The following is a 26,711-nucleotide window of genomic DNA, read 5'->3' as shown; positions in this document are numbered from 1 at the left end:
AATCCTGGCCGTTGCAAATCGACGGTTCAGAGCGGCGGATTGTTCTATCCATGCAACAATCCGTCGCTGCCGGATGGCTTTTTCCCGGGCCGGTAAAAAAACACAATGGCTCCACTCGCGCAACACTGCGCGCCCCTACTGGAGTCAACCATGACCACGATCCTGCAAATCAACTCGGCAGCCCGCTCGCAAGGCGCGAACTCGACGTTGCTCGTCAACGAGCTGACCGCCAAGCTGCAACAATCGAATCCGGGCGCGCAAGTCGTCGTCCGTAACCTGCAAGCTGAACCGCTGCCGCATCTGGACGACGCCGTCCTCGGCGCGTTCTTTACGCCGGCCGACCAACGCACGCCGGAACAAGCCGCGATTTCTGCACGCAGCGAAGCGCTGATCGCCGAACTGCAAGCCGCCGACATCGTTGTGATCGGCGCGCCGATGTACAACTTCGGCATTTCGTCGCAACTGAAGACGTACTTCGACTTCATCGCACGCGCTGGCATCACGTTCCAGTACACGGCGAACGGTCCGGAAGGTCTCGTGAAGGGCAAGAAGGTTTACGTGGTGTCGGCACGCGGCGGCAAGTATGTAGGCACCCCGAACGACACCCAAACCCCGTACCTGAAGAGCTTCCTCGGCTTCCTCGGCATGATCGATGTGAACTTCATCTACGCCGAAGGCCTGAACATGGGCCCGGACGCAGCTGGTGCGGCGCTGGCGAGCGCGCGCGAGGCGATCGCTGCTGCGTAAGGTTGGCTCCGCCGCGTCAGTTTCATCGCGGTGAACGAAAAAATGCCACGGAATGTGAGTTCCGTGGCGTTTTTGTTTTTTGCTTCAGCGCTGACGAACGCAGCTTTACGCGAGCATTTGCGCTTCGTCGGGCAAGCGCCAATCGATCGGTTGCCGGCCGTGGCTGGCGAGATACTCGTTGGCCGACGCAAAATGCCCGCAGCCGAGAAAGCCGCGATGCGCCGACAGCGGCGACGGATGAGGCGCTTCCAGCACGTAATGCGACTTGCCGCCGAGCAGCGCGCGCTTCGCTTGCGCGTGCGCGCCCCACAGCATGAACACCAAGCCGTCGTGGCGCATCGCCAGTTCGTGAATCAAGGTGTCCGTGCATTTCTCCCAGCCGCGTTTCGCGTGGCTCGCGGCCGAATTGCGCTCGACGGTCAGCACCGTGTTCAGCAGCAGCACGCCTTGCTTGGCCCACGCGTCGAGGCAGCCGTGACGCGGCGGCTCATAGCCGAGGCTCGCGGCGATTTCCTTGAAGATGTTGCGCAGCGACGGCGGCGGACGCACGGCCGGCGGCACGGAAAACGCGAGTCCATGGGCTTGCGGCGTGCCGCGGTCTTCGCCGTGGTACGGGTCCTGGCCGAGGATCACGACTTTTACTTCGTCGGGACTGGTCAGGCGCAGCGCGCGAAATACGTCGGCGGGGTAAACGGTTTTGCCGGCCGCGCGCTCACCGTCGACGAAGCGGCACAGCGGCGCGTAGGCGTCGCTTTCGGTGAACGGGCGGAGATGCTCGAGCCATGCGGGTGGCAGGGCGGCGAATTGGGCTTCTAGCGTTGGCGGGGTGTCGGCGGTGGCTGATCGCATCTGCGTTGCCGCTGCGTTCGCGGGTGTGGCGGTGGCGTCGCCGAACAACGAGGCTTGCGACGGATTGGAGCGGTTGCGGAAAGCTGAGGTCATGGCGGGGAAGTGTCGCAGCAAACGTGCTGTTGCTCAAGATGCGTCTGCTGCGCGGAGTTGGCGCAAGGCGCAGTCTGACGGGAAGCGGGCGGAGCGGGTGTCACGCGGCGGCGCGTGGTTGGCCTGTAAGGCTGACTGCGACTCCCACTGCAACCGGGCCGACAAGCGCGACGCGTCGTCGCGCTTGCCACCACCGCTCAGGCTGCCCGCAACTGATACCCGCGTTGTGCTTTGCTGATGTTGTCCGGCGCAAGGCCGGCGACCTGTTTGCCGAGTTCGCTCGCGAGCGTGTTCAGCGCGGCTTCATCGCCCGATTTCAGTTCGAGTTCAACTTCCGAGATCGGCGCGCGGCGGGTTTCGCCGTTCACGTCCGCGAGCACGTCGCCCTGGTCGATCGCGGCTTCGACTTCTGAGCCGTCCAGCTCGATATGCCAGAGCGTGCGCGTGAAGTTCGTGCGAAACAGTTCGATCAACTCCGGCGCTGCCTCGCGCAAGGCCTCAGCGGCAGCGGGTTCATCGCACGCGTGCAGCAAAGCGTCGATCTCGAGTTTTTCACCGGCCACCGGCATTTCCCATTCATGCCGGCTGTGCAAACCATTCCTGGCGTTGCCCACCGTCTTGAAGGTTTGCAGCCAGCCGTCCGGCGTGTGCCGCAGGCGCAGCGCGCTCTTCGCACTCGCTAAAGCCAGTTCGGGTGTATCGAAGTAAATATTCGCCAGCTTGATCGGGCGGCCCTCGTCGCCGGTGCGCGCGACGAACCACCGCGTCGCCGCGTTCACCTGGCTCACCGGCAGCGCCAGCTTGATTTCACGTTCCATGCCCATGATTTGTTCCGCTACATGCTGCGTGTTGAAGCTGCGTTCAGAAAAACATCCGTGCCAGTTCCACCCCCGGCTCTTCTGCGCGCATGAACGCCTCGCCGACGAGGAACGTATGCACGTCCATCGCCCGCAGCCGCTCGACATCGGCGCGCGACAGGAGACCCGACTCGGTGACGACGATACGGTCGTCCGGGATCGATTCGAGCATGCCGATGGTCGTGTCGATCGATGTTTCGAACGTGCGCAGATTGCGGTTGTTGATGCCGATCAGCGGCGTCTTCAGCGTGAGCGCTTCAGCCAATTCGTTGCTGTCGTGCACTTCGACCAGCACCGCAAGGCCCAGCGAATGCGCGAGCGCTTCGAGATCCTGCATCCGCGAGGTGTCGAGCGCCGCGGCGATCAGCAGGATCGCGTCGGCGCCCATCGCGCGGGCTTCGACGATCTGATACGGATCGACAATGAAATCTTTGCGCAGCACCGGCAGGCTGCACGCGGCGCGTGCTTGCTCGAGATACGCGACGCTGCCCTGGAAGAATTGCACGTCGGTGAGAACGGAGAGGCAGGCTGCGCCGTGTTTTTCGTACGAGCGGGCGATATCCGCCGGCACGAAATGCTCGCGCAGCACGCCTTTGGATGGGCTCGCCTTTTTCACCTCGGCGATCACGGCGGCAAGACCTGCTGCGTGTTTCGCGCGCAACGCGCCGACGAAATCGCGGATATCGCGTGACGACGCTTCGAGGCGCAGTTCATCAAGCGGCGCGCTCTGTTTGGCAGCGCGGACTTCTTCGCGTTTGACCGCGATGATGCGGTCGAGGATGTCGCTCATGAGTGTCTCGCTACGTAGTTACTGCTTGAATTGCTGGGTGAAGCGGATCAGATCGTCGACCTTCGCGCGTGCTTTGCCGCTCGCGATCGCTTCCCGCGCCAACTGGATACCATCCGCAATCGATGCCGCCACGTTCGCCGAATACAGCGCCGTGCCCGCGTTCAGCGTGACGATTTCGCGCGCGACGCCAGGCTTATTGTCGAGCGCTTCGAGCAGCATGACTTTTGATTCGGCGGCGTCGGCCACTTTCAGCGTGCGGTTCGACACCATCTGCATGCCGAAGTCTTCCGGATGGATCTCGTACTCGTGCACCTCGCCGTCGCGCAGTTCGCCGACTTGTGTGGCTGCGCCGAGCGAGACCTCGTCCATGCCGTCCATACCGTACACCACCAGCACGTGTTTCGCGCCGAGGCGCTGCATCACGCGCACCTGAATGCCGACGAGGTCGGCGTGGAATACGCCCATCAGCTGATTCGGCGCGCCGGCCGGATTGGTCAGCGGCCCGAGAATGTTGAAGATGGTCCGCACGCCGAGTTCGCGGCGCACCGGCGCGATGTTCTTCATGGCCGGATGATGGTTCGGCGCGAACATGAAGCCCATGCCGGTTTCCGCAATCGACGCCGCCACCTGTTCCGGCTGCAGATCGATATTGACGCCGAGCGCTTCGAGCACGTCCGCGCTGCCCGACTTGCTCGACACGCCGCGATTGCCATGCTTCGCGACCTTCGCGCCGGCCGCGGCGGAGACGAACATCGTCGCCGTGGAAATGTTGAAGGTGTGCGAACCGTCGCCGCCGGTGCCGACGATATCGACGAAGTTCGAGTTGTCCTGCACCTCGACGTGCAGGGCGAATTCACGCATCACCGTGGCGGCAGCGGTGATTTCGCCGATGGTCTCTTTTTTGACGCGCAAGCCGGTGATGATCGCCGCGGCCATCACGGGCGACAGTTCGCCGCGCATGATGAGGCGCATCAGGTGCAGCATTTCGTCGTGGAAAATTTCGCGGTGCTCGATCGTGCGCTGCAACGCTTCCTGGGGCGTAATCGTCATGATGTCGTCTCTCTTCATCAAGCGTTGCGTGGTGTTGCGGCGGCCTTCGACTGCTTGACGAAATTCTCAAGCAGCGCGTGGCCGTGTTCGGACAGGATCGATTCCGGATGGAACTGCACGCCCTCCACAGCCAGTTCCTTGTGACGCACGCCCATGATTTCGCCGTCCTCGGTCCATGCGGACACTTCGAGGCAGTCGGGCAGCGATTCGCGTTCGATCGCGAGCGAGTGGTAGCGGGTTACGACGAAATGCTTCGGCAGGTCGGCGAATACGCCTTTGCAGTCGGTTTCGATGGTGCTCACCTTGCCGTGCATGATGGTTTGCGCACGCACCACGCGGCCGCCGAACGCTTCACCGATCGCCTGATGGCCGAGGCAGACGCCGAGAATCGGCATCTTGCCGGCGAATTCGCGCAGTACGTCCAGCGTAATGCCGGCGTGTTGCGGGTTGCTCGGGCCAGGTGACAGGCAGATGCGCTCGGGGTTGAGCCTGGCGATTTCGTCCAGCGTGATTTCGTCGTTCCGATAGGTGCGCACGTCTTCGCCGAGTTCGCCGAAGTACTGCACCAGGTTGTAGGTGAACGAGTCGTAGTTGTCGATCATTAGCAGCATGGTCTGTCTCCGGTCAGAAGTCGCTATCGAGGCCGTCTTGCACCTGCTCGGCGGCGCGCAATACCGCACGCGCCTTGTTCTCGGTCTCTTGCCATTCGGATTCCGGCACCGAATCCGCGACCACACCTGCTGCCGCCTGCACATACAGATTGCCGTTATGGATCACGCCGGTGCGAATCGTGATGGCCATGTCCATTTCGCCCGTGAACGACAGATAGCCGACCGCGCCGCCGTACAAGCCGCGCTTCACGGGTTCCAGTTCGTCGATCAACTCCATTGCGCGGACCTTCGGCGCGCCGGACAGCGTGCCGGCCGGGAAGGTAGCGCGCAGCACGTCGAAATTGGTGGTGCCGGGCTTCAGCTTGCCCTCGACCGAACTCACGATGTGCTGAACGTGCGAGTACTTTTCGATCACCATCTGATCGGTGACGGTCACCGAGCCGATCTGCGAAATACGGCCGACGTCGTTACGCGCGAGGTCGATCAGCATCACGTGCTCGGCGATTTCCTTTGGATCGTTCAGCAGTTCGGTGGCGAGTTCCGCATCGCGTTCCGGCGTATTGCCGCGCGGACGCGTGCCGGCGAGCGGGCGGATCGTCACGATACGGTCCTCGCCGCGCTTTTCCTGGCGCACCAGGATTTCCGGCGACGCGCCGACCACGTGGAAGTCGCCGAAGTTGTAGTAATACATATACGGCGACGGATTCAGCGAGCGCAGCGCGCGATACAGCGACAACGGATTGTCGCGATACGGCTTGGTCAGACGCTGGCCGACCTGAACCTGCATCAACTCGCCGGCGGCGATGTATTCCTTCGCCTTGCGCACGGCGGCCAGATAGTCGTCTTTCGCGAATTCGCGGTAGGTCTCGGTGCGCACGCTGGCCGACGTGACGGGCGGCTGCACGGTCGTGCGCAAACGCTGACGCAATTCACGCAGACGCTGTTTGGCCTTTGTGTAGGCCTCGGGCTGCGTCGGATCGGCGTAGACCACCAGGTACAGCTTGCCCGCGAGGTTATCGATCACCGCGACTTCTTCGGTCAACAGCAACTGGATGTCGGGCAGGTTCAGATCGTCTTTCGGCGCGGTGTGAGCGAGCTTTTTCTCGATGTAGCGCACCGCGTCGTAGCCGAAGTAACCAGCCAGCCCACCCGCGAAACGCGGCAAGCCCGGGCGTTGCGCGACTTTGAAGCGGCTCTGGAATTGCTGGATGAACTCGAGCGGATCGCCTTCGTGCGTTTCGACGACCTTGCCGTCCGACACCACTTCCGACACGCCGTTGCGGGTGCGCAGCAGCGTGCGCGCCGGCAGGCCGATGAACGAATAGCGGCCAAAGCGTTCGCCGCCCACCACCGATTCCAGCAGGAACGAGTTGGCGCCGTTGCGTTCGCTTTGCGCGAGCTTCAGGTAGAGCGAGAGTGGCGTTTCGAGGTCGGCGAGCGCTTCGGCGATCAGCGGAATGCGGTTGAAACCCTCGTTCGCGAGGGACTGGAATTCGAGTTCGGTCATGTTCCGATCCTGTTCGTACGTCCGGCGGTGGCGTGCGTCGGACAAAGCGGGGCGTTGCGCGGCCGGTCAGGCGTTCGTTCGACGTTTCGACACGATGATACCGACCGACGCGAGTTTCCCATCGACGCATGCAACGGGTTTCAGCACATAGCGGTACTTTGCGGGTACACGAAGGCCGAATCAACCGATGCAGCGAAACAAGGCGATGGAAAAAAGCGTGAGCGCAGCGAAGTAAAAAACGGTTGCTGAAGACGAGCTTCAGCGTACCTCAGGCGAGGTTAGCGCGACCAGCGACGCCAGGGCCAGGCTCCCCGGTCGATGCTAATCAGACTCCGTTTTTTATTCAGAAACATGAGGATGAAGGACTTTTCAAGTCGTGGATTGGTGCGCTGCGATAGCCTTCGCGGCATCGAGCAGCGAGGCAACTATACCATCGGATTTTATTGTTTGTATAGCTTGGCCGTGGTTGTAGCCGTAAGGCACCGTTAGCGTCGCCATGCCCGCGGCGCGGCCTGCCAGCGCGTCGTTTTCCGAATCGCCGATGGCTACCGTGACTTGCGGCTCGACACCTAACTGTGCCGCGGCGGTGAGCATCGGCAACGGATCCGGTTTCTTTTTCGGCAGGCTGTCGCCGCCGAGCACGACGCTGAAATACTGGCTGAGCCCGTATTGCTGTAGCAATTCAACCGCGAAACGATGCGGTTTGTTGGTGACGCAGGCGAGCTTGAGGCCGGCATCGCGCATGGCGATCAGGCCGGCTTCGACGTCGGGATACAGCCGCGTGTGCAAGCCATTGATCTTCGCGTACTCCGCCTGATAGATGGCAAGTGCCTCGTCGAAACGGTCCTGCGCGTGAGCCGTTTCGAAGCGCGGCGCCAGCACGCTGCGGATCAGATGCTCCGAACCCTTGCCGACATAGCCGACCACTTCCTCGCGCGAAGTCTCCGTCGCGTCGAGTTGCGCGAGCATGCCATTCAGGCCGGCGGTGAAATCGTCGGCGGTGTCGATCATGGTGCCGTCGAGGTCGATGAGCGCGGCTTGCAGGCGCGGACCGGTGAAAGTCGGGGCAGGGAACGCAGTCGTCATGCTCAGTATTCGATCTCAGTGCTGGATGTTGGCGAGCGCGCTACGCATCTTGTCGATAACGGCCTTGTGATCCGGCGCGCCGAAGATCGCCGAGCCGGCCACGAACGTGTCCGCGCCAGCCGCCGCGATTTCGGCGATGTTGTCGACCTTCACGCCGCCGTCCACTTCGAGATGAATCTCGCGGCCGGTCTTTTCCTTGTACGCGTCGATCCGCTTGCGCGCCTCGCGAAGCTTGTTGAGCGCCTCGGGAATGAACGATTGGCCGCCGAAGCCCGGGTTCACCGACATGATCAGCACCAGGTCGAGCTTGTCCATCACGTGATCCAGATAATTCAGCGACGTAGCCGGATTGAACACGAGACCGGCCTTGCAGCCGTGGTCGCGAATCAGCGACAGCGTGCGGTCGATATGGTCCGAGCCTTCCGGGTGGAAGCTGATCAGGTTGGCGCCGGCCTTGGCGAAATCCGGCACGATGCGATCGACCGGGCGCACCATCAGATGCACGTCGATCGGCACGTCCACGTGCGGGCGGATCGCTTCGCAGACGAGCGGGCCGATCGTCAGATTCGGCACGTAGTGATTGTCCATCACGTCGAAGTGAATCCAGTCGGCGCCGGCGGCGACAACGTTGCGGACTTCTTCGCCGAGGCGTGCGAAATCGGCGGACAGGATGCTGGGAGCGATGCGGAATTGCGTCATGGCGGGGACGGGTGCAAGCGGGAAAACGCCATTTTACCGGTTTGTGCGGTTGCGAACTGGCTCGCGGGCGGTTCGATGTGGGTTTCGAATGGCGCGCCGAACGTGACAAAACGCCCTAAAAGCCCTTGGCCGAAGGGATTTGTCCGGTTGCGGGCGTGCCGCGCATCAAGCAGAATGCCAAACCATAAGCGCCGCTTCGCTAATGCGCCCGCAAACCATTGGCGTTCGGGCCTCCCCGCGATTTTCCAGCCCCCGTTTCACCAGACCGGAATCAGGATGAGCCAGTACGAATTCAGCGTCTCGGCGCAGGTGCAGTATCTGCCCGAAGAGTCGGACCCGGAGCGCCGCCAGTATGCGTTTGCATACACGCTGACTATCCGTAACAGCGGCCAGGTGCCTGCGCAACTGATTGCGCGCCACTGGGTGATCACCGATAGCGACAAGAACGTGCAGGAGGTGAAAGGTCTTGGCGTGGTCGGCCATCAGCCGCTGCTCAAGCCCGGCGAGCAGTTCGAATATACGAGTTGGGCGGTGATCGCCACGCCCGTTGGCACAATGCGCGGCGAGTATTTCTGCGTGGCTGAGGACGGTGAACGCTTCGACGCGCCCGTGCCCGAGTTCATCCTGCGCATGCCACGCACGTTGCATTGAACCGAGGGCGCGGCCCGCGGTCTTTAAAGAGCTTTACTGTGCAGCGTTACTGCGGTTTTTGCTGCTTTTGCTGTTCACTACTGTTGGCGCGTGCGGCTTTTTTCTTGCCGGACGACGTCCACACAACGATAAAGACGAGCAGGAAGAGCGCGAGGAGCGATTCCAGCGCGAAGATGAGCATCGGGTATTCGTCGAACAGATCAGACATGGCGGTTTCCATCAAGAACGAACATTGTATGCGTTTTGTCCGCACGGCCGGGGCATGGCTCGGGGCGCTTTCGGTTGCTGTCATGCTGGCTTCCTGCGGTGGCGGCGGTGCAGTCCGGCCTTCAGTTTCGCCGCCCACAGGCGCCGCGATCATACCCGGACAGATTGCCCCGGCGCGGCTCACAGCAGTGGCTTGGCAGCAAGTGCCGGGCTGGCAGGACGACTCGCTGATCGGCGCAACGGCCGCGTTGCGGCAAAACTGTCTGAGGCTGGCGCGACAACCGAACTGGGCGCGCGCATGTGCGGCGGCCGCGCAGATCGACGACCTCGACGTCACCAGCGCGCGTGCGTTTTTCGAGGCCTATTTCACGCCTTTCCAGCTAGCCAACAACGACGGCACGCTCGACGGCCTCGTCACCGGTTACTACGAGCCGTTGCTGCGCGGTTCGCGCACGCGGCACGGTGTGTACCAGACTGCGCTGTATCGCTGGCCGTCCGGTTATCGCGCCGGCGCGCCGCTACCGGCGCGTGCGCAACTCGAGCGCGCGGGCGTGCTAAACGGTAATGAACTGGTATGGGTCGACGATCCGATCGAAGCGTTCTTCCTGCAAGTGCAAGGGTCCGGGCGCATCGTGATGGAAGACGGCAGCGTGATGCGGCTCGGCTTTGGCGGCACGAACAACCAGCCGTACAAGTCGATCGGACGCTGGCTGCTCGATCGCGGCGAGCTCACGCCGGCGCAGGCGACCATGCAGGGCATCAAGGCATGGGCTCGCGCTAATCCGACACGGGTCGACGCGCTACTCGACACGAATCCGCGTTTCGTGTTCTTCCGCGAAATGCCGTCCGGCGAGAGTGTGCCGAGTGGCGGCGCCGACGGTCCGATCGGTGCGCTGGGCGTGCCACTGACGCCGGAACGGTCGATTGCCGTTGACCCGTCTTCAATTCCCCTCGGCACGCCGGTGTTTTTGCAGACCACGCGTCCGTTGACGAACTCGCCGATGAATCGCCTCGTATTTGCGCAGGACACGGGTTCCGCGATCAAAGGCGGCGTGCGCGCCGATTACTTCTGGGGCCTCGGCGACGATGCAGGCGATCTGGCCGGCAAGATGAAGCAGGGCGGCCGGATGTGGCTGTTGCTGCCGAACTCCTGAGGAATTGGCGGTGTGCGGGCGGCATTGTCCTCGTTATCCTGATAGGAAATGCCGCCCTTGCCCGATCTTCTGCCTTGGCGTGTTGCAGTTGCGATTGCCTTCTGTTTTCACTCACCAGCGGCCGTCCGCCAGCTCAAGGCCTGGACTTGCGCTTGTCCACCACTCGTCGCGCCTTGCCCACCGAACGCTCGATCCCGTTCACAGCCAGCACATTGACTACCGCGCTGACGCCGATCAGCGCCTTGATGTCATAGGTCAGCGCCTGTTTTGCCGTGTGCAGCGCGGCTGTATCCGGCGCCGTTTCCGGGCAGGGCTCGACGTTCAGCGTCAATACATCGAGCGGACCTTCCTTCGTCAGCACGATTTGATAGTGAGGCGCGAGGGCGTGTTGCTTGAGCAGCAATTCTTCGATCTGCGTCGGGAACACGTTGACGCCGCGTACGATCATCATGTCGTCCGAGCGGCCGGTGATCTTTTCCATCCGGCGCATGGTGCGGGCGCTGCCCGGCAATAGGCGTGTCAGATCGCGCGTCCGGTAACGGACGATCGGCAGTGCTTCCTTGGTCAACGACGTAAACACCAGTTCGCCGAGTTCACCGTCCGGCAGCACCTCGCCGGTTTCGGGATCGATGATCTCGGGATAGAAATGATCTTCCCAGATGGTCGGGCCGTCTTTGGTCTCGACACACTCCGACGCCACGCCAGGTCCCATTACTTCGGATAAACCGTAGATATCGACCGCGTCGATACCCATGCGTTTTTCGATTGCATGCCGCATGTCGTTGGTCCACGGCTCCGCGCCGAAGATGCCGATGCGCAGCGAGCAGCTGGCCGGATCGATGCCTTGCCGCTCAAGTTCGTCGGCGATCGACAGCATGTAGCTCGGCGTCACCATGATGATGTCCGGGCGGAAATCCTGGATCAGTTGCACTTGCTTTTCGGTCTGGCCGCCGCCGAACGGGATCACCGTCAGACCCGCGCGCTCGGCGCCGTAGTGCGCGCCGAGGCCGCCCGTGAACAGGCCGTAGCCGTAGCTCACGTGCACCTTGTCGCCGCGCTTCGCGCCGGCGGCGCGGATCGAACGCGCCACGAGATTCGCCCACGTGTCGATATCGCGCGCGGTGTAGCCGACCACCGTCGGTTTGCCCGTCGTTCCCGACGATGCGTGAATCCGCGATATTTGTTCCTGCGGGACGGCGAACATGCCGAAAGGATAGTTGTCGCGCAGATCCTTCTTGGTTGTGAAGGGGAAGCGCGACAGGTCGGCGAGGGTCTTCACGTCGCTCGGACGAACACCCGCTTCATCGAATTTGCCCCGATAGACCGGCGAATTTTCGTAAGCGTGGTTCAGCGACCATTTGAGCCGTTCGAGCTGAAGCGCAGCAAGTTCGTCACGGCTGGCTGTCTCGATAGGATCGAGCGGGAGGGCGGTAGTCATCGAATGTCTCCTTGCTGCTTCAATGCTTGAGTCTGGTGAGCGGTGCGCGGTGCGCGATCGGGTGTGAAAATCGGGGCTGCGGGCTGCTCGGCGGGCTGTTATCCATGCGCCGTTAATGTGCCGTTCAGTCGCCCGTAGGAATCAGGTTACCTTTGATTTGCGCCGATTTGCCGCGGAACATCGCCACGGTTTCCTGAGCGCGATTCGTCACGCGAATATCGTAGATGCCGGTGCGGCCGCTCAGCGTTTGCTCGATGGCTTCAGCCGTCAGCACGTCGCCGCCTTGTACCGGCCGCAGAAACTCGATCGAGCAGCCAGCCGCGACTGTGTTGATGTTGTACGTGTTGCAGGCGAAGGCGAACGTGGAATCAGCGAGCGTGAAAATCAGGCCGCCATGGCAGATCTGATGGCCGTTGAGGAAGTCGTCGCGCACGGCCATGCGCAAGCGCGCATATCCTGCGCGCACTTCCTCCACTTCTAGTCCGAGCGCACGGCTGCACGCGTCGTTTTCGTACATCGCGGCAGCGGTCGCGCGGGCGAGTTCGTCCGGCGTCATGCGGGCGGGGCGGTTCGGTTGTGCAGACATGTCAGCGCCCCTCGAAGCGCGGCGCACGCTTTTCCACGAACGCTTGCACACCTTCGGCGTAATCGTGCGACGTGCCGAGTTCACGCTGCAAATCGCGTTCGAGATCGAGCTGCTGGTCGAGGGTTTGCGTTGCACCCGCGCGCATGGCCCGCTTGATCGCGGCGATGGCGCGCGTGGGTTGCTGTGCGAGTTGGGCCGCTAGCCTGGCCGCGGTGGCGGCGAGCTGCGCGTCATCGACCGTCTGCCAGATCAGCCCCCAGCTTTCGGCTTTCTCCGCGCTCAGTTTGTCGCCGGTGATGGCGAGTCCCAACGCGCGCGTCATGCCTACACGCTGCGGCAGAAACCAGGTGCCGCCCGAATCCGGCACGAGACCAATCTTCACGAACGCTTGAATGAAGCTGGCCGAGCGAGCGGCAAGCACGAGATCGCAAGCCAGCGCGAGATTGGCGCCGGCTCCGGCAGCCGTGCCGTTGACCGCTGCGATCACCGGCAACGGCAGCGCTTGCAGCCGGCGAATTAGCGGATTGAAATGCTCGTCGATCAGCTCGCCGAGATCGGTCATCGCGCCCGGCGTGAAGTCGAGATCCGCGAGATCCTGCCCGGCGCAGAAGCCGCGGCCCGCGCCAGTCAGCACGAGCGCACGTGCGCCGGATGCTTCGACCTGGCCGAGCGCGGCACTCAGTTCCTGATGCATCGCGCGCGTAAAGCTGTTGAGCTTGTCCGGGCGGTTTAGCGTGATGGTCGCTACGTGGCTCGAGGCGTCGACGTCGACGCGAATCGCTTCATATGACATTGGGTGTCTCCTCAAAGTCTCTTTGACCGGTGGTCGCGGCGGCTCGATATCAGAGCCGCTCGATCACCAATGCGATGCCCTGGCCGACGCCGATGCACATCGTGCAAAGCGCAAAGCGGCCGTTGGTTCGTTCCAGCTGATACAGCGCTGTGGTGATCAAACGGGCGCCCGACGCGCCAAGCGGATGGCCGAGTGCAATCGCTCCGCCGTTCGGATTGACGCGTGGATCGTCGTCGCGCAGCCCAAGCGTGCGCAGAACTGCAAGTCCTTGCGATGCGAAGGCCTCGTTCAGTTCGATCACGTCGAATTGATCGAGCGACATGCTCAGCTGCTTCAGCAGCTTTTGCGTGGCAGGCGCCGGGCCGATGCCCATGATGCGCGGCTCGACCCCTGCCGTTGCCATGCCCAGCACGCGTGCACGGCGACGCAGTCCGTATTGATCAGCAGCGTCCTGATTCGCGAGCAACAGCGCGCAGGCGCCGTCGTTCACGCCCGATGCGTTGCCGGCGGTCACGCTGCCGTCGGCGCGGACCACGCCCTTGAGCTTGCCGAGGCTTTCGAGCGAAGTCTCGCGCGGGTGTTCGTCAAGCGTTACGCGCACGGGGTCGCCTTTCTTCTGCGCGATTTCGACGCCGACGATTTCCTGAGCCAGTGTGCCGTCGCGCTGCGCGCGGGCCGCCTTTTGCTGGCTCGATAGCGCAAAGGCATCCTGATCCGCGCGGCTTATGCTGAATTCGACGGCGACGTTCTCCGCGGTCTCCGGCATCGAATCGACGCCGTATTGGCGCTTCATCAGTGGATTGATAAAGCGCCAGCCGATGGTCGTGTCGTGAATTTCAGCTTGCCGCGAAAACGCGCTATTGGCCTTGCCCATCACGAACGGCGCGCGCGTCATGCTTTCGACGCCGCCCGCGATCATCAGACGCGCTTCGCCCGCCTTGATGGCGCGCGCCGCGGTGCCGACCGCGTCCATGCCCGAGCCGCACAGGCGGTTGATGGTCGCGCCGGGCGCGTTGGTCGGCAAACCAGCCAGCAATGCCGACATGCGGGCAACGTTGCGATTGTCTTCACCGGCCTGATTAGCGCAGCCATAGATCACATCGTCCAGCGCGAACCAATCCACCCCCGGATTGCGCTCGATCAGCGCGTTGATCGGGACCGCACCGAGATCATCGGTGCGGATATCCTTCAGGGCGCCGCCATAGCGACCGATAGGGGTGCGAATCGCGTCGCAAATAAAGGCGTCGTTCATGTGAGGTTCCTGCTGGGACGGATCGGCGCGAAATGCCAATCCGATGTCTCATGTTAGTTAGGGTGCACGGCGCGGTCCATTCGGCCAAACGGCATAGGACGACAGCCGTGCTTTTGTCTTACGCCGTTCAGCTAGCTACCGCCGGCGCCGCTTTCGGTTCAACATGAACGCGGCTCTGAACTACGCGGAAGCGGTTCGCGACGAATGCGGCGTCGGCGAGCGCGGCATTTGCTGCCGGATTCGCACCCGTGCCGTGGAAGTCGGAGAAGGCCGCCGATTGATTGACGAATACGCGACCCGTCAAGTTGATCGACAGTGCCACGCCGCCGCGAATCGACGCTTCATGTGCCTCGTCGAGCACAGCTTCGTCCGTGCTGTAGACCGACAGCGTCAACGCGCCGTGCTCGGCGGCAATCGCGCCGGCGAGATCGAGCGACTGCGCCGTCGAGTCCGTCGCGATGACGAACGAGATCGGACCGAACCACTCCTTGGTGAACTGTACGTGGTCCGTGGCGGCGTCCAGTTGGAGCACGAGTGGTGTGCGCACGCGTGCGCCGGCAAAAGCAGGGTGCTCGAGCGACTGGCTCGCTACGAGAACGCGGCCGAGCTTGCTCGCTTCGTCGATACGTTGGGTTACGCCGTCGTTCTGAATCGCGCCGAGTAGTTCCACGGCACGGGCTGGGTCGGCAACCAGTTTTTGCACGGCGCCGGCAATGGCTTGAGCGACTTCGTCGAAACCGAGTGTGCCGTCAGCGGTACGGATGCCGTCGCGCGGCACATAGATGTTTTGCGGCGCAGTGCACATCTGGCCCGAGTACAGCGCGAGCGAGAACGCGATATTGCGGGCGGCGGCTTTGATGTCGTCGACCGAGTCGATCACGATCTGGTTGACGCCGGCTTTTTCGGTGTAGACCTGCGCCTGATGCGCATTGCGCTCGAGCCACGTGCCGTTTTGCGTGCTGCCCGTGAAGTCGATCAGCTTGATTTCCGGGCGCAAGGCCAAATCCTGGGCGAGCGGGCCATCGTTCGGTTCGCTCGCCAGCAGGGTGACGACGTTCGGATCGAAACCGGCTTCGCGCAGCACGTCGCGCGCGATTCGCACGGTCAGTGCGAGCGGCAGGATTGCGCCCGGATGCGGTTTGACGATGACCGTGTTGCCGGTGGCCAGATCGGCGAACAGGCCGGGGTAGCCGTTCCATGTCGGGAAGGTGCAGCAACCGAGCACAAGGCCAGTGCCGCGCGGAACAACGGTATAGCGCTTGTGCATTGCAAGCGGCGGATTTTTGCCCTGCGGCTTTTCCCAGTGGGCGTTCGCGGGGATACGGCGCAATTGGTCCCATGCATACACGACGGCTTCGAGCGCACGGTCCTGTGCATGCGGGCCACCGGCCTGGAAAGCCATCATGAATGCCTGGCCGGTTGTGTGCATCACGCTGTAGCCAATTTCGAAGCTGGCGCGATTCACGCGGGCGAGGATCTCGAGGCACGCGCCGACCCATGCCTGTGGCCCGGCGGCGCGCCAATGGCGCTGTGCGGCAGCGGCGGCGGCGATCAGCGCGTCAGGATCGGCCTTCGGATAGCGGATGCCAAGCGCGAACCCAAACGGCGAGACTTCAGCCCCGACGGTTTCGCCGGTCGACGGCTGGTCAAGTTCGAAGGTCTTGTTCAGGTGTGTTTTGAACGCGGCTTCGCCGTCGGCGTTAGCTGTTTCCCCGTACACTTTCGGACTGGGCATCTCGACAAATGGGCTCCAGTAGCCGCGCGTTTCAATCGCGGTGAGTGCCTTTTGCAGCGTGTCTTCGTGTTTGGTGAATAGCGGATGTGTCATGGCAGAGGGGCTTGGCTGTGCGTTGGGAAAAGCCTGTCGAATAATTGACCGACCGGTTGGTTGGTGAATGTTAGCATTATTAAGACGGCCGCGCGAAACGTTTTCGCGCGCCATTCACACTAGGAGGCTGCATGGCTTACGAGAACATTCTGGTTGAGACGCGGGGGCGGGTCGGTTTGGTCACGTTGAATCGCCCGAAGGCGTTGAACGCTTTGAACGATGCGCTGATGGACGAATTGGGTGCTGCGCTACGTGAGTTCGATGCGGACGACGCGATTGGTGCAATCGTGGTGACCGGCAGCGAGAAAGCGTTTGCCGCCGGCGCCGACATCGGCATGATGGCAACCTATTCCTATATGGATGTCTATAAAGGCGACTACATCACTCGCAACTGGGAAACGGTGCGCTCTATCCGCAAGCCGATCATCGCAGCGGTGGCCGGCTTCGCGCTTGGCGGCGGCTGCGAACTGGCGATGATGTGCGACATCATTTTTGCCGCTGACACCGCGAAGTTCGGCCAGCCGGAAATCAAGCTCGGCATCATGCCGGGCGCCGGCGGCACGCAACGTCTGCCGCGAGCCGTCTCGAAGGCGAAAGCAATGGACCTCTGCCTGACCGCCCGTTTCATGGATGCGGCTGAAGCGGAGCGCGCAGGATTGGTCTCGCGCGTGATTCCGTCTGCGTCCTTAATTGATGAGGCAATCGCTGCGGCAGCGGCCATTGCCGAGTTTCCTTTGCCTGCGGTGATGATGGTGAAGGAGTCGGTGAATCGCGCATATGAAACAACGCTGGCAGAAGGCGTGCATTTCGAGCGTCGTATGTTCCACTCCCTGTTCGCGACTGAGGATCAGAAAGAGGGAATGGCTGCGTTCGTGGAGAAGCGGAGGCCTGTTTTCAAGCACCGTTAATACGCTTGTCAAAATAACGCTTGCAAGCCGTCGTCCGGCTCGCTAGAATTTCGCGCTTCGGACAACGGCGCGCGGGAGGCGGGAGAGCCAGCAATGGCGGGGGTTTCCGACAGGTCGGGCAGGTTCAGGAAGTTAGAAAAACCTGTTGACGACGTAGCGAAAGTTCTCCATAATCTCGTTTCTCTGCTGCTGATGCAGCGACGCAGAACGAAGCGGTGCCGGGTGGTTGTGAGGTTGACGACGCGCGGTGCTGTGACGGTGGTGAATGCGTAATCGATCTTTAAAAATTAACAGCCGATAAGTGTGGGCGCTTGATGCGCGACGCGCGCCGGGTCTTTCGGGGTCCGGCATAAGCGAAAGTATCAAGTCTCACACTAGTATTAAAGGAAGGTTTTCCTGCTGGGGTGGATTCACGCCGGCAGGTTGATCATTCGTCAGTACGTTGAGTGAGCGACCGGTTCATAAGCAGGCAACTGCGAGAACCGAAAAACAGTAACAGGTTTGAACTGAAGAGTTTGATCCTGGCTCAGATTGAACGCTGGCGGCATGCCTTACACATGCAAGTCGAACGGCAGCACGGGAGCAATCCTGGTGGCGAGTGGCGAACGGGTGAGTAATACATCGGAACGTGTCCTGTAGTGGGGGATAGCCCGGCGAAAGCCGGATTAATACCGCATACGCTCTACGGAGGAAAGGGGGGGATCTTCGGACCTCCCGCTACAGGGGCGGCCGATGGCAGATTAGCTAGTTGGTGGGGTAAAGGCCTACCAAGGCGACGATCTGTAGCTGGTCTGAGAGGACGACCAGCCACACTGGGACTGAGACACGGCCCAGACTCCTACGGGAGGCAGCAGTGGGGAATTTTGGACAATGGGGGCAACCCTGATCCAGCAATGCCGCGTGTGTGAAGAAGGCCTTCGGGTTGTAAAGCACTTTTGTCCGGAAAGAAAACTTCTGCCCTAATACGGCGGGGGGATGACGGTACCGGAAGAATAAGCACCGGCTAACTACGTGCCAGCAGCCGCGGTAATACGTAGGGTGCAAGCGTTAATCGGAATTACTGGGCGTAAAGCGTGCGCAGGCGGTTCGCTAAGACAGATGTGAAATCCCCGGGCTTAACCTGGGAACTGCATTTGTGACTGGCGGGCTAGAGTATGGCAGAGGGGGGTAGAATTCCACGTGTAGCAGTGAAATGCGTAGAGATGTGGAGGAATACCGATGGCGAAGGCAGCCCCCTGGGCCAATACTGACGCTCATGCACGAAAGCGTGGGGAGCAAACAGGATTAGATACCCTGGTAGTCCACGCCCTAAACGATGTCAACTAGTTGTCGGGTCTTCATTGACTTGGTAACGTAGCTAACGCGTGAAGTTGACCGCCTGGGGAGTACGGTCGCAAGATTAAAACTCAAAGGAATTGACGGGGACCCGCACAAGCGGTGGATGATGTGGATTAATTCGATGCAACGCGAAAAACCTTACCTACCCTTGACATGTATGGAACCTGGCCGAGAGGCCGGGGTGCCCGAAAGGGAGCCATAACACAGGTGCTGCATGGCTGTCGTCAGCTCGTGTCGTGAGATGTTGGGTTAAGTCCCGCAACGAGCGCAACCCTTGTCCCTAGTTGCTACGCAAGAGCACTCTAGGGAGACTGCCGGTGACAAACCGGAGGAAGGTGGGGATGACGTCAAGTCCTCATGGCCCTTATGGGTAGGGCTTCACACGTCATACAATGGTCGGAACAGAGGGTCGCCAACCCGCGAGGGGGAGCCAATCCCAGAAAACCGATCGTAGTCCGGATCGCACTCTGCAACTCGAGTGCGTGAAGCTGGAATCGCTAGTAATCGCGGATCAGCATGCCGCGGTGAATACGTTCCCGGGTCTTGTACACACCGCCCGTCACACCATGGGAGTGGGTTTTACCAGAAGTGGCTAGTCTAACCGCAAGGAGGACGGTCACCACGGTAGGATTCATGACTGGGGTGAAGTCGTAACAAGGTAGCCGTATCGGAAGGTGCGGCTGGATCACCTCCTTTCTCGAGCTAACGTGTCAAACGTTGAGCGCTCACGCTTATCGGCTGTGAATTAGGACAGTAAGTCAGACAGACTGAGGGGTCTGTAGCTCAGTCGGTTAGAGCACCGTCTTGATAAGGCGGGGGTCGATGGTTCGAATCCATCCAGACCCACCATTGTCTTGTCTGCGATGGCTGCGCTAATCGATGAATCCCGAAGTAGGGTGATTATCTGTGCATGACTGGGGGATTAGCTCAGCTGGGAGAGCACCTGCTTTGCAAGCAGGGGGTCGTCGGTTCGATCCCGTCATCCTCCACCAATCTTCAATGCCGGTTTTACTGCGGTGAACCTTGAAAGAGGTTTGCGGTGTAGTGAAACAGGCATTGGCGATTGAGCCAGTCAGAGTGATACGCGGTTATAGCAACTGCGATATCGGCTGTCGTTCTTTAACAATCAGGAAGAAGTAGTAAAGAGATTCACGAAAGGCACTTAGAGATGGGTGCTGAGTAGGTGAATCAGGGTTGTGATTGTATCAATGTATGAAAAGAGAGATCGAAAGATTGCTCTTGGAATACGGCGCAACACGAATACTCAACCTGTAGCGATTGTGACGAACGTGTCATTCCCAGTGGGTGACACATGAGACACACCCGTTATAGGGTCAAGCGAACAAGTGCATGTGGTGGATGCCTTGGCGATCACAGGCGATGAAGGACGCGGTAGCCTGCGAAAAGCGGTGGGGAGCTGGCAAACGAGCTTTGATCCACCGATATCCGAATGGGGAAACCCGGCCCGTATGGGTCATCCGTAGCTGAATACATAGGCTACGTGAAGCGAACGCGGTGAACTGAAACATCTAAGTAACCGCAGGAAAAGAAATCAACCGAGATTCCCAGAGTAGTGGCGAGCGAAATGGGACCAGCCTGTACTCTTTATCCGTACTGTTAGTCGAAAGCTCTGGAAAGTGCTGCCATAGCAGGTGATAGCCCTGTAGACGAAAACAGAATGGAAGAACTGGGTGTACGACAAGTAGGGCGGGACACGTGAAATCCTGTCTGAAGATGGGGGGACCATCCTCCAAGGCTAAATACTCGTGATCGACCGATAGTGAACCAGTACCGTGAGGGAAAGGCGAAAAGAACCCCGGGAGGGGAGTGAAATAGATCCTGAAACCGCATGCATACAAACAGTCGGAGCCTCTGCGAAGGGGTGACGGCGTACCTTTTGTATAATGGGTCAGCGACTTACATTCAGTGGCAAGCTTAACCGATTAGGGCAGGCGTAGCGAAAGCGAGTCCGAACAGGGCGATTCAGTCGCTGGGTGTAGACCCGAAACCAGGTGATCTATCCATGGCCAGGATGAAGGTGCGGTAACACGTACTGGAGGTCCGAACCCACTAACGTTGAAAAGTTAGGGGATGAGCTGTGGATAGGGGTGAAAGGCTAAACAAACCTGGAAATAGCTGGTTCTCTCCGAAAACTATTTAGGTAGTGCCTCGTGTATCACCTTCGGGGGTAGAGCACTGTCATGGTTGTGGGGTCCATTGCGGATTACTACGCCATAGCAAACTCCGAATACCGAAGAGTGCAATCACGGGAGACAGACATCGGGTGCTAACGTCCGGTGTCAAGAGGGAAACAACCCAGACCGCCAGCTAAGGTCCCCAAATATTGCTAAGTGGGAAACGAAGTGGGAAGGCTAAAACAGTCAGGAGGTTGGCTTAGAAGCAGCCATCCTTTAAAGAAAGCGTAATAGCTCACTGATCGAGTCGTCCTGCGCGGAAGATGTAACGGGGCTAAGCAATATACCGAAGCTGCGGATGCACAGTAATGTGCATGGTAGGAGAGCGTTCCGTAAGCCTGCGAAGGTGCATTGAAAAGTGCGCTGGAGGTATCGGAAGTGCGAATGCTGACATGAGTAGCGATAAAGGGGGTGAAAGGCCCCCTCGCCGTAAGCCCAAGGTTTCCTACGCAACGTTCATCGGCGTAGGGTGAGTCGGCCCCTAAGGCGAGGCAGAAATGCGTAGCTGATGGGAAGCAGGTTAATATTCCTGCACCATTGTTAAATGCGATGGGGGGACGGATCGCGGAAGGTTGTCCGGGTGTTGGAAGTCCCGGTCCTTGCATTGGAGAAGGCGCTCAGGCAAATCCGGGCGCGGAATTCAAGGGTGCGAGGCCATTCACTTCGGTGAAGAAGCAATCGGAAGTGGTTCCAAGAAAAGCCTCTAAGCTTCAGTTTAACAGGACCGTACCGCAAACCGACACAGGTGGGCGAGATGAGTATTCTAAGGCGCTTGAGAGAACTCGGGAGAAGGAACTCGGCAAATTGGTACCGTAACTTCGGGATAAGGTACGCCCCTGTAGCCTGACTGGCCTGCGCCAGGAGGGTGAAGGGGTTGCAATAAACTGGTGGCTGCGACTGTTTAATAAAAACACAGCACTCTGCAAACACGAAAGTGGACGTATAGGGTGTGACGCCTGCCCGGTGCCGGAAGATTAAATGATGGGGTGCAAGCTCTTGATTGAAGTCCCGGTAAACGGCGGCCGTAACTATAACGGTCCTAAGGTAGCGAAATTCCTTGTCGGGTAAGTTCCGACCTGCACGAATGGCGTAACGATGGCCACACTGTCTCCTCCCGAGACTCAGCGAAGTTGAAGTGTTTGTGATGATGCAATCTCCCCGCGGCTAGACGGAAAGACCCCATGAACCTTTACTGTAGCTTTGCATTGGACTTTGAACCGATCTGTGTAGGATAGGTGGGAGGCTATGAAGCGGGAACGCCAGTTTCCGTGGAGCCGTCCTTGAAATACCACCCTGGTTTGTTTGAGGTTCTAACCTTGGTCCGTGATCCGGACTGGGGACAGTGCATGGTAGGCAGTTTGACTGGGGCGGTCTCCTCCCAAAGTGTAACGGAGGAGTACGAAGGTACGCTAGGTACGGTCGGAAATCGTGCTGATAGTGCAATGGCATAAGCGTGCTTAACTGCGAGACCGACAAGTCGAGCAGGTGCGAAAGCAGGTCATAGTGATCCGGTGGTTCTGTATGGAAGGGCCATCGCTCAACGGATAAAAGGTACTCTGGGGATAACAGGCTGATACCGCCCAAGAGTTCATATCGACGGCGGTGTTTGGCACCTCGATGTCGGCTCATCTCATCCTGGGGCTGTAGCCGGTCCCAAGGGTATGGCTGTTCGCCATTTAAAGAGGTACGTGAGCTGGGTTTAAAACGTCGTGAGACAGTTTGGTCCCTATCTGCCGTGGGCGCTGGATATTTGAAGGGGGCTGCTCCTAGTACGAGAGGACCGGAGTGGACGAACCTCTGGTGTACCGGTTGTCACGCCAGTGGCATCGCCGGGTAGCTATGTTCGGAAGAGATAACCGCTGAAAGCATCTAAGCGGGAAACTCGCCTTAAGATGAGATATCCCCGGGGCTTCGAGCCCCTTGAAGGGTCGTTCAAGACCAGGACGTTGATAGGTCAGGTGTGGAAGCGCAGTAATGCGTTAAGCTAACTGATACTAATTGCCCGTAAGGCTTGATCCTATAACAGGTGTGTCTCGACCAGCGTTAGCGCTTTAGCTGTCGGCCGGAGTGAGTGCTTTAGCACTTGCTCCGGGCCCATGCAAAGCCCTTACTCTGGTCCGATCCCCGAAGGGGATGCGTGTGAACCCCCAGATGGGGTAGCAGAACACACAGGTTGAGATCGATGTTGTGCCGGAAACAACACAACTCCCTCTGGTGAGCATCACCAGAAACTACTTCTTCCCGATTGGTTGTGCTGTTCCCAAAGAACAGCACGGCAACAAGTCATGCCTGATGACCATAGCGAGTCGGTCCCACCCCTTCCCATCCCGAACAGGACCGTGAAACGACTCCACGCCGATGATAGTGCGGATTCCCGTGTGAAAGTAGGTAATCGTCAGGCTCCCATGCAAGACCAGAAACCCCACCCCGCAACGGTGGGGTTTCTGCGTTTACGCCGGTAAAAACCATCAGCTCGTTGCCGTCAAACCGGTCAACCAGCTCGCCCCACATAACCCCTGCATCGGTACCGCCGCAGGAGACGACGCATACATACATCGTCGCCCACACCCAACTGCTCCTATTCTTGCGACAAGAATCGTTGCGCCAACCTGACCCAGTACGTTGATCCAATCGGCAACAGGTCATCGTTGAAGTCGTAGCTCGCGTTATGCAGCATGCACGGCCCGGCCCCGTGGCCGGAATCCCGATGGCCGCCGTCGCCATTGCCCAGAAATGCATAACAGCCCGGTTTCGCCAGCAACATGAAGGAGAAATCCTCAGCGCCCATCGTCGGTTCAACTGCGTCGTCGACGTTTTCTGCTCCGACAATCTCCTTCATAACCGCCGCCGCAAAGCGCGTTTCTTCGCTACTGTTGATGGTCGGCGGATAGTTGCGATGGAAATGGATGTCGACGGAGCAATCATAGGCACCGGCGGTACTTTCGGCGATCTTGCGCATGCGCGCTTCGATCAAATCGAGTGTTTCAGTCGTGAAAGTTCGAACGGTGCCCGCAATCCACGCGTCGTTCGGAATGACATTGAGGGCGTCGCCAGTGTGAATCTGGGTGATCGACAGTACTGCGGTATCGAGCGGCTTTTTGTTGCGCGTGATGATGCTTTGCAAACCGTTCGCGATTTGCACAGCCGTAAATACCGGGTCACGGCCGTTATGCGGTAGCGCAGCGTGCGATCCTACACCTTTGATTTCAATGCGAAATTCGTTGCTCGATGCCATGATCGGGCCTTCGGTCACGCCGAAGTGGCCCGCCGGCATGCCAGGCCAGTTATGAATGCCGAACACCGCATCGACTGGAAACCTGGTGAACAGCCCATCGTCGATCATCGCCTGTGCGCCAGCGCCGCCTTCCTCGGCGGGTTGGAAAATGAAGACGATCGTGCCGTCGAAGTTGCCATGCTTTGCCAGATGCTGCGCTGCGCCGAGCAGCATCGCAGTGTGCCCGTCATGGCCGCACGCGTGCATTTTGCCGTCGTTACGCGAGCGGTGATCGAAGCTATTCAGTTCCTGAATCGGCAGCGCGTCCATGTCGGCTCGCAGACCAATCGCGCGCGAACCGTTGCCGCGTTTCAATACGCCCACCACGCCTGTTTTGCCTAACCCGCGGTGCGTTTCGATGCCCCATACCTCAAGGGTTTTGGCAACCAGATCTGCCGTTGCTGTTTCTTCGTAACGAAGCTCTGGGTGGGCATGAATCGTTCGTCGAAGGGTCTGAATTTCGCCGTGAGCGGCCTGGATTTCGGGGATCAGTTTCATGATGGTGCGCTTGTGCTTTGCTTTGCGTGGGATCGCTCGGGGCGATTTTGCCCGGGCACTGTGATAACCGATTCTACGCCGAAGGCATTTTTGGCGGCACCGCACCGGCTAAGCGGCTGCGGACGTAAAATTCGAGACTGCTCCCACACAGCTCTCGTGAACCAATCGCCGATGAATGCTCCGACCGAATTCGCTCGCGCGGTGTGCCCGCATGACTGCCCTGATACTTGCGCGATGCGTGTGACCGTCGAAAGCGGCCGAGCGATCAAGGTTGTCGGTGATCCCGATCATCCGCCGACACAAGGCGCGCTGTGTACCAAAGTCAGTCGCTATGCCGAGCGCGTGCATCATCCGCATCGGCTGACGACACCGATGAGGCGCCTCGGCAACAAGGGCGAAGGCTGCTTTGAGCCGATCAGTTGGGACGAGGCGTTCGAGTTGGCCGCAACGCGTCTGTCCGAGATCGCTCGCCGCGCACCCGAAGCGATCCTGCCGTACAGCTACGCGGGCACGATGGGTTTGGTCCAGGGCGATAGCATTGCGCAACGGTTCTTCCATAAGCTCGGCGCGTCGCAGTTGGACCGTACGATCTGCGCGGCCGCCGGCGCGGCGGGGCTGAAATACACCTACGGTGCAAGCCTCGGCATGCTCACCGAGTTTTTTGCCGAGAGTGAGCTCATCCTGATCTGGGGTTCGAATCCGATCGCGTCGAACCTGCATTTCTGGACACGCGCGCAGGAAGCCAAGCGTCGCGGCGCGCGTCTGATCGCGATTGATCCCTACCGCTCGCTGACGGCGGAAAAATGTCATCAGCACATCGCCATCAAGCCTGGCACCGACGGTGCTCTCGCGCTCGGCATGATAAACGTGCTAATCGCGGAGAACCTGCTCGATCACGCTTACATTGCGGCTCACACGTTGGGGTTTTCTGAACTGAAGGTCCGCGCACTCAGCTATCCACCGTCTCGCGCCGCTGAAATTTGTGGCGTCGACGAGCAGGTGGTTGTCGACCTTGCGCGCCTTTTCGGCAGCACGAAGAAGGCCGCGATCAGAATGAACTACGGCCTGCAAAGGGTCCGTGGCGGCGGTAACGCGGTGCGCGCAATTGCTTGCCTGCCTTCGCTAACGGGCGCGTGGCGCGAGCGTGCGGGTGGTGTGTTGCTGTCGTCGGCGGGATGGGCGCCGGTCAATTCGCACGCGCTGCAGCGTCCGGATCTGATGCCGGGCTGGCCGGCCAAAGCAGCGCGCGTTATCAATATGAATGCGATCGGCGACGCGTTGCTGCATCCGGGCGACGCAGCGTTCGGCCCCAAGCTTGAAGCGGTCATCGTCTACAACTCAAATCCGGTGGCGGTAGCGCCAGATTCGGAGCGGGTTGCGGCTGGTTTCGCGCGCGAAGATCTGTTCACGATCGTCCTTGAGCATTTTCAGACCGACACCGCGGACTACGCGGACCTGCTCCTCCCTGCCACGACGCAACTCGAGCATCTCGATGTGCACAAGTCATACGGGCACACGCACGTGATGGTCAATCTGCCGGCCATTGCCCCGGTCGGTGACGCGCGTCCGAACACGGAGATTTTCCGTGGTATTGCGCGTCACATGGGATTGGAGGAGCCGGCGCTGTACGACAGTGACGAAACGGTCGCGCAAGCAGCATTCCGTTGGGACGATAGAGCGCTAGAAGGTGTCGACTGGCACTCGCTGAAGGAAACGGGCTGGGCGAAGCTGAACCTGCCCGACGCGCCGTTCGCCGAAGGCGGCTTTCGAACGCCGTCTGGTAAATGCGAGTTTTTCAGTGAGCGCCTCGCGCAACAGGGGCTAGATCCACTGCCTGATTATTTGCCACCCTACGAGTCCGCTGACGGTGCGCCGGAACTTGCCGCACGTTATCCGCTGGCAATGATCTCGCCGCCCGCGCGTAACTTCCTGAACAGCACCTTCGTGAACATCGAAAGCCTGCGCTCGACGGAAGGCGAGCCGCACCTGGACATTCACCCGGCCGACGCACAGGCGCGAAAGATCGTCGACGGCGATCAGGTGCGTATTTTCAATGACCGCGGCTCGATGCAGGCACGCGCCCGCGTCACCGACAAAGCGCGCGAAGGCCTCGTCGTCGGCCTGTCTATCTGGTGGAAGAAACTCGCACCCGACGGCCGCAACGCCAACCAGGTCACCAGCCAGGCCCTAACCGATCTCGGTGGCTCGGCCACCTTCTACGATTGCCTCGTCGAGGTCGAACGGGCGTGAACAGCCACGAAGAATCACACCGCCATTGTCCACAACCGGTTCGAGGCTTG

At 60.3% G+C, this 26,711-nt stretch carries 20 protein-coding genes, 2 tRNA genes and 3 rRNA genes; 10 read left to right on the top strand and 15 right to left on the bottom strand.

What is annotated here, in order from left to right:
- Positions 1 to 150 precede the first annotated feature (150 nt).
- Entirely contained in the window at positions 151 to 747 is a 597-nt protein-coding gene (locus AC3WOG_RS18570; RefSeq protein WP_492579320.1) for an FMN-dependent NADH-azoreductase, read from the top strand.
- A 105-nt stretch (positions 748 to 852) separates the two neighbouring features.
- Here AC3WOG_RS18570 and AC3WOG_RS18565 read toward each other — a convergent pair whose 3' ends face one another.
- From AC3WOG_RS18565 to rpe, 8 genes are all read right to left on the bottom strand, one after another.
- Positions 853 to 1,689 (bottom strand): uracil-DNA glycosylase, encoded by an 837-nt coding sequence (locus AC3WOG_RS18565; RefSeq protein ID WP_492579319.1) that lies wholly within the window; start codon positions 1,687 to 1,689, stop codon positions 853 to 855.
- 197 nt (positions 1,690 to 1,886) lie between these two features.
- A complete protein-coding gene (locus AC3WOG_RS18560) occupies positions 1,887 to 2,513 on the bottom strand; it encodes a CYTH domain-containing protein (protein ID WP_492579318.1) in 627 nt (208 codons plus the stop codon).
- Positions 2,514 to 2,550: 37 nt separating this feature from the next.
- On the bottom strand, positions 2,551 to 3,336 hold the full coding sequence (gene trpC, locus AC3WOG_RS18555) for an indole-3-glycerol phosphate synthase TrpC (RefSeq protein WP_492579317.1): 786 nt from the start codon (positions 3,334 to 3,336) through the stop codon (positions 2,551 to 2,553).
- 18 nt (positions 3,337 to 3,354) lie between these two features.
- Positions 3,355 to 4,386 (bottom strand): anthranilate phosphoribosyltransferase, encoded by a 1,032-nt coding sequence (gene trpD / locus AC3WOG_RS18550; RefSeq protein ID WP_492579837.1) that lies wholly within the window; start codon positions 4,384 to 4,386, stop codon positions 3,355 to 3,357.
- Positions 4,387 to 4,403: 17 nt separating this feature from the next.
- The gene (locus tag AC3WOG_RS18545) at positions 4,404 to 4,997 is read right to left on the bottom strand and encodes an aminodeoxychorismate/anthranilate synthase component II (protein WP_492579316.1); all 594 of its coding nucleotides are present in this window, start codon (positions 4,995 to 4,997) and stop codon (positions 4,404 to 4,406) included.
- A 13-nt stretch (positions 4,998 to 5,010) separates the two neighbouring features.
- A complete protein-coding gene (gene trpE / locus AC3WOG_RS18540; protein WP_492579315.1) occupies positions 5,011 to 6,504 on the bottom strand; it encodes an anthranilate synthase component I in 1,494 nt (497 codons plus the stop codon).
- A 369-nt stretch (positions 6,505 to 6,873) separates the two neighbouring features.
- On the bottom strand, positions 6,874 to 7,590 hold the full coding sequence (locus AC3WOG_RS18535) for a phosphoglycolate phosphatase (protein WP_492579314.1): 717 nt from the start codon (positions 7,588 to 7,590) through the stop codon (positions 6,874 to 6,876).
- Between the two features lie 15 nt (positions 7,591 to 7,605).
- A complete protein-coding gene (rpe, locus tag AC3WOG_RS18530) occupies positions 7,606 to 8,289 on the bottom strand; it encodes a ribulose-phosphate 3-epimerase (protein ID WP_492579313.1) in 684 nt (227 codons plus the stop codon).
- 276 nt (positions 8,290 to 8,565) lie between these two features.
- Here rpe and apaG point away from each other — a divergent pair, with 276 nt between their 5' ends.
- Positions 8,566 to 8,940, top strand: coding sequence for a Co2+/Mg2+ efflux protein ApaG (gene apaG / locus AC3WOG_RS18525; RefSeq protein WP_341314200.1), 375 nt, complete (start codon positions 8,566 to 8,568; stop codon positions 8,938 to 8,940).
- A gap of 46 nt (positions 8,941 to 8,986) precedes the next feature.
- Here apaG and AC3WOG_RS18520 read toward each other — a convergent pair whose 3' ends face one another.
- Complete coding sequence (locus AC3WOG_RS18520; RefSeq protein WP_341315872.1) at positions 8,987 to 9,232, bottom strand: hypothetical protein; 246 nt, start codon at positions 9,230 to 9,232, stop codon at positions 8,987 to 8,989.
- On the opposite strand from AC3WOG_RS18520, the gene mltA reads away from it, so the two are divergent.
- Positions 9,177 to 10,301, top strand: coding sequence for a murein transglycosylase A (mltA, locus tag AC3WOG_RS18515; protein WP_492579312.1), 1,125 nt, complete (start codon positions 9,177 to 9,179; stop codon positions 10,299 to 10,301). The two genes, AC3WOG_RS18520 and mltA, sit on opposite strands and share 56 nt — an antisense overlap.
- A 133-nt stretch (positions 10,302 to 10,434) precedes the next feature.
- Here the strand turns inward: mltA and paaK are convergent, their stop codons facing one another.
- From paaK to paaN, 5 genes are all read right to left on the bottom strand, one after another.
- Positions 10,435 to 11,739 carry a phenylacetate--CoA ligase PaaK gene (gene paaK / locus AC3WOG_RS18510; protein ID WP_492579311.1) on the bottom strand — a complete coding sequence of 435 codons (1,305 nt, stop codon included), beginning with the start codon at positions 11,737 to 11,739 and terminating at the stop codon, positions 10,435 to 10,437.
- Between the two features lie 124 nt (positions 11,740 to 11,863).
- Positions 11,864 to 12,325, bottom strand: a complete 462-nt coding sequence (gene paaI / locus AC3WOG_RS18505; RefSeq protein WP_492579310.1) for a hydroxyphenylacetyl-CoA thioesterase PaaI — start codon at positions 12,323 to 12,325, stop codon at positions 11,864 to 11,866.
- Between the two features lies 1 nt (position 12,326).
- A complete protein-coding gene (paaG, locus tag AC3WOG_RS18500) occupies positions 12,327 to 13,118 on the bottom strand; it encodes a 2-(1,2-epoxy-1,2-dihydrophenyl)acetyl-CoA isomerase PaaG (RefSeq protein WP_492579309.1) in 792 nt (263 codons plus the stop codon).
- Between the two features lie 49 nt (positions 13,119 to 13,167).
- Positions 13,168 to 14,370 carry a 3-oxoadipyl-CoA thiolase gene (gene pcaF, locus AC3WOG_RS18495; RefSeq protein ID WP_492579308.1) on the bottom strand — a complete coding sequence of 401 codons (1,203 nt, stop codon included), beginning with the start codon at positions 14,368 to 14,370 and terminating at the stop codon, positions 13,168 to 13,170.
- A 127-nt stretch (positions 14,371 to 14,497) separates the two neighbouring features.
- Positions 14,498 to 16,198, bottom strand: coding sequence for a phenylacetic acid degradation protein PaaN (paaN, locus tag AC3WOG_RS18490; protein ID WP_492579307.1), 1,701 nt, complete (start codon positions 16,196 to 16,198; stop codon positions 14,498 to 14,500).
- Positions 16,199 to 16,329: 131 nt separating this feature from the next.
- On the opposite strand from paaN, the gene AC3WOG_RS18485 reads away from it, so the two are divergent.
- The 6 genes from AC3WOG_RS18485 to rrf all read left to right on the top strand — a co-directional run bounded on the left by AC3WOG_RS18485 (position 16,330) and on the right by rrf (position 23,040).
- Positions 16,330 to 17,106, top strand: coding sequence for an enoyl-CoA hydratase (locus AC3WOG_RS18485; protein WP_492579306.1), 777 nt, complete (start codon positions 16,330 to 16,332; stop codon positions 17,104 to 17,106).
- A gap of 503 nt (positions 17,107 to 17,609) precedes the next feature.
- Positions 17,610 to 19,140, top strand: a 16S ribosomal RNA gene (locus tag AC3WOG_RS18480).
- A gap of 76 nt (positions 19,141 to 19,216) precedes the next feature.
- Positions 19,217 to 19,293: transfer RNA gene (locus AC3WOG_RS18475), tRNA-Ile, on the top strand.
- 67 nt (positions 19,294 to 19,360) lie between these two features.
- Positions 19,361 to 19,436 (top strand) — tRNA-Ala (locus AC3WOG_RS18470).
- Positions 19,437 to 19,776: 340 nt separating this feature from the next.
- A 23S ribosomal RNA gene (locus AC3WOG_RS18465) occupies positions 19,777 to 22,658 on the top strand.
- 269 nt (positions 22,659 to 22,927) lie between these two features.
- Positions 22,928 to 23,040, top strand: a 5S ribosomal RNA gene (gene rrf / locus AC3WOG_RS18460).
- The 16S, 23S and 5S rRNA genes sit together here with 2 tRNA genes alongside, the layout of an rRNA operon.
- Positions 23,041 to 23,217: 177 nt before the next feature.
- Here rrf and AC3WOG_RS18455 read toward each other — a convergent pair.
- Positions 23,218 to 24,411, bottom strand: coding sequence for a M20 aminoacylase family protein (locus AC3WOG_RS18455; RefSeq protein WP_492579305.1), 1,194 nt, complete (start codon positions 24,409 to 24,411; stop codon positions 23,218 to 23,220).
- A 171-nt stretch (positions 24,412 to 24,582) separates the two neighbouring features.
- Between AC3WOG_RS18455 and AC3WOG_RS18450 the strand changes: the two genes are divergently transcribed.
- Entirely contained in the window at positions 24,583 to 26,661 is a 2,079-nt protein-coding gene (locus tag AC3WOG_RS18450; protein WP_492579304.1) for a molybdopterin-containing oxidoreductase family protein, read from the top strand.
- Positions 26,662 to 26,711 lie beyond the last annotated feature (50 nt).

This window comes from Paraburkholderia sp. FW306-02-B, from assembly GCF_058782725.1.
Note: the sequence above shows the minus strand (reverse complement) of the source record. Positions and strands in the feature narration are given on the sequence as shown.